The sequence below is a fragment of the Hyphomonas oceanitis SCH89 genome (genome assembly GCF_000685295.1).
GTDB lineage: Bacteria > Pseudomonadota > Alphaproteobacteria > Caulobacterales > Hyphomonadaceae > Hyphomonas > Hyphomonas oceanitis.
In genome coordinates this window covers 1-3,042 of record NZ_ARYL01000091.1, presented here as the reverse complement: position 1 = coordinate 3,042, position 3,042 = coordinate 1, and the positions used below count along the sequence as shown (strand labels likewise).

At 53.3% G+C, this 3,042-nt stretch carries 3 protein-coding genes; all 3 read right to left on the bottom strand.

All coding sequences use genetic code 11. The features are described 5' to 3' along the window. Nucleotides 1–497: polyphosphate kinase 2 family protein (locus HOC_RS20240; protein WP_035542283.1), on the bottom strand; the 497-nt coding region annotated here is incomplete at its 3' end. Then, complete coding sequence (locus HOC_RS20235; protein ID WP_035542281.1) at nucleotides 484–1,758, bottom strand: SAM-dependent methyltransferase; 1,275 nt, start codon at nucleotides 1,756–1,758, stop codon at nucleotides 484–486. The genes HOC_RS20235 and HOC_RS20240, both read right to left, overlap by 14 nt. A gap of 355 nt (nucleotides 1,759–2,113) precedes the next feature. Continuing rightward, a complete protein-coding gene (locus tag HOC_RS20230; RefSeq protein WP_035542277.1) occupies nucleotides 2,114–2,743 on the bottom strand; it encodes a formyltransferase family protein in 630 nt (209 codons plus the stop codon). Nucleotides 2,744–3,042 lie beyond the last annotated feature (299 nt).

Genomic DNA, 3,042 nt, shown 5'->3' with positions numbered 1-3,042 from the left:
TTCTGTCTCAAAATACCTGACGACGAACATTCCTGGCTGATGTCGAGATAATATTTGAGGATCTGCGTGCCATCGCGCACCAGCATTTGTTCAAATGCGCCAACATTGTCGTAAAATGCCTCGACTTCTTGATCGCTGGCAAAGCCCATAACCGGTTCAACGCCGGCGCGGTTATACCAGGATCGATTGAAGAGCGCGATTTCACCATCAGCTGGCAGATGCGGTGCGTAGCGTTGGAAATACCAACTTCTCGTATCGCGGTCGGATGGCTTGCCAAGCGCCACAATGCGCGTCTCTCTGGGGCTGAGATGGTCGGCGATGCGCTTGATAACGCCGTCTTTGCCGGCAGCATCGCGTCCCTCGAAAATCACCAGAATCCGATGACCATGCGTGATCGCACGGCGCTGGATCTTGACCAGTTCTACTTGCAGCGCGCGCAGTCGGCGTTTGTAATCCTTCTTGGAAAGACCCATGTCAGCGTGATCATCTTTTGGCATTCGCGCGAACCCTTTCATCATTGGCCGGCGAAACTTGTCTTATGGCCGGGCGGGCCGGTTCGGATGGATATAGATAGTCTCGCGTTAGCGGCACTGCGTCCTGGCGTTTACCAAGCTGAAGCTGGAACACATTGTGAAAGCCATGGCGAAAAGACAGCTCACTTGTGACGAGATAAAAATCCCACATCCGCACAAACCTCGCATCATATAACTTTTCAGCATCATCCGCGCGGTTCAGAAATCGCTGCCGCCAGGCTTTTAGCGTTTCCGCATAGTGCAAGCGCAGGATCTCAATATCCAGAACCACCAGCCCGGCTTTCTCAATGACGGGGACAATTTCCGAGAGTGCTGGAATATAGCCCCCTGGAAAGATATGCCGGGCGATCCATGGATTGGTCGCCCCTGGTCCAGGCGACCGCCCAATCGTGTGAATGAGCGCCGTTCCATTGTCGCCGAGACGGGCCGCAATCTGGTCGAAATATTCGCGGTAATGCGGCACACCGACATGTTCAAACATACCAACCGAGACAATCTTGTCATACTCGCCGGTAAGGTTGCGATAATCTTGAATCTCAAAATCGACACGGTCGCTGAGCCCGGCGGTCTCAGCGCGCTCTTGAGCCAGACAGTGCTGCTCACAGGATAATGTCACACCGTGGACCCGAACATCTTCGCGCTCCGCCAGATGCATCGCAAGCCCGCCCCATCCGCACCCAATATCAAGCACATGGTCCCCGGGTTTCAAGCACAGCTTGCGCGCGATATGATCTTTCTTAAACCGCTGGGCATCGTCGAGCGATGTCTGCGGCTTCGGGAAATACGCGCAGGAATACTGCATGTCGTCATCAAGAAAGAGGCGGTAGAGATCGTTGCCGATATCATAATGGTGCGCCACGTTCCGAGCCGATCGCGCTTGCGGATTAAATTGCGCAACCGCACGAAACGTCTTTCGCAGGAAAGATGGGAGCGCCGCATGCGCGCTGCCCTTGGACAGAATATTGGTCCAGAGAAGGTCCAGCAGATCATAGAGATCGCCGGTTTCCAGCACGAGGCCTTCTTCCATGTAAGCCTCGCCAAGCTGCAATTCAGGATCGAGCACGATGCGGCGAAGCCAGGCCTCTGATTTCACGGCGATACGAACTGGATGGTCGCAGTTCTGACCAAAAACAGCTGTCTTGCCATTTGGAAAAACGACTTCCAGGCGTCCCTTGTGAATAGACTTTTCAAGCCGGTTTTTAGCGATTGTGCTCCAGAGACTCATCAGCGGCGTCCTTTTTGGTTTAGCGGCGACGCGCACCGGCGTGCTCACTCCATGATCTGATACGGATAAGACGCCCCTGCCCCTGAACCATTACACTTTGCTGGTCTGCACCCTCTTTCTGAAAACCGTGAAAGCGTTACCGAGACATGAGGGCAAACCATCTTTTCGAACTCTCACGATTGGTGTGATGCCTCGTGATCCACGCGCTGTTTCCACGCGGTCTCTGACGCCGGCCCGATATAGATCCTATTGCACCATATGGGCAGCTCAGAAGTCATCGCGCCCCACGCCGCGCAAAACTTTCAAAGCGTCCTCATTCGAAAGGCAAGCCTCATTCCATCAAGCGGCAGTTCTTTTAACCGGCCTGAACTGAATTGAGGTCAGGACCGCACGCCCGTTTTAAACGCTGTGCGTCCTCACCAGACCAATTAGGAAGAGAGTCGCATAAAGCTTTAAACTGGGCTCGCGTTCGCTTTTGGCCAGACCAGTATTCGTGCGGCACAGGCGGCATCGGATCATCGCATTCAGCGCAATGGGCCGCCACCACGGCAAACACTTCCACGGCTTTGGAATAGGCATAATCGGATAATGCAACTCGCTCCGGACGCTCGGGCATTGGAAATCGGCAAACCGCCACAATCGGACCACTGTCAACCGAAGGCATCATTTCATGGGCTGTGACCCCATAGGTGTCCGCGCCTTCCCAGATAGCAAAACTATCAGCATGCGAACCGGGAAATTCTGGCGGTGCCGGGTGGATATTGTATGGCGTCAGTTTTAGCTTGGACAGCAAAGTTCGCGGCACAATAATATCGGTTACAAATGAGATCAGTCTCGCATTCCCGCCTGTTTGCTCCACCGCGTTCGCCAAATCCTCTGCGTTATAGGCTGCAAGAATTTGCAACTCCCGATTCCGCTCCAACAAGAATTCCTCAAAGAAGGGAACTTCGCGTGCGCCTGTTAATAGGATAATTGATCTCGTCATCGTTCAAATCCGGTTTTTCAACCCTTCCCGGCGGGTCTTGTGATCAAATAGCGTGCGGGCTTTCGCGAGCGCTCAGCAGTCTATTCTGCAAAATTTGCTCTATTCCTCTTAATGAAGGGTTTAGTCTATGATTATCGCCCCATTAGATTGGCGCACAGCGCATTCGCCAATTAAGGCGTTGGACGTGTGTGAAGATGCGCCAATTCAAATATCCACTAATCCAAGGTCTTCAGGTTCACCGCAATGCAGATCAACGCTGGCTTGCGTCAATGTTCGTCGTCAGGTATTTTGAGACAGAA

Bases quoted from the DNA above. Each gene is read 5' to 3' on its own strand.
- HOC_RS20235 (WP_035542281.1), bottom strand. From the start codon at position 1,758: ATGAGTCTCTGGAGCACAATCGCTAAAAACCGGCTTGAAAAGTCTATT.
- HOC_RS20230 (WP_035542277.1), bottom strand. From the start codon at position 2,743: ATGACGAGATCAATTATCCTATTAACAGGCGCACGCGAAGTTCCCTTC.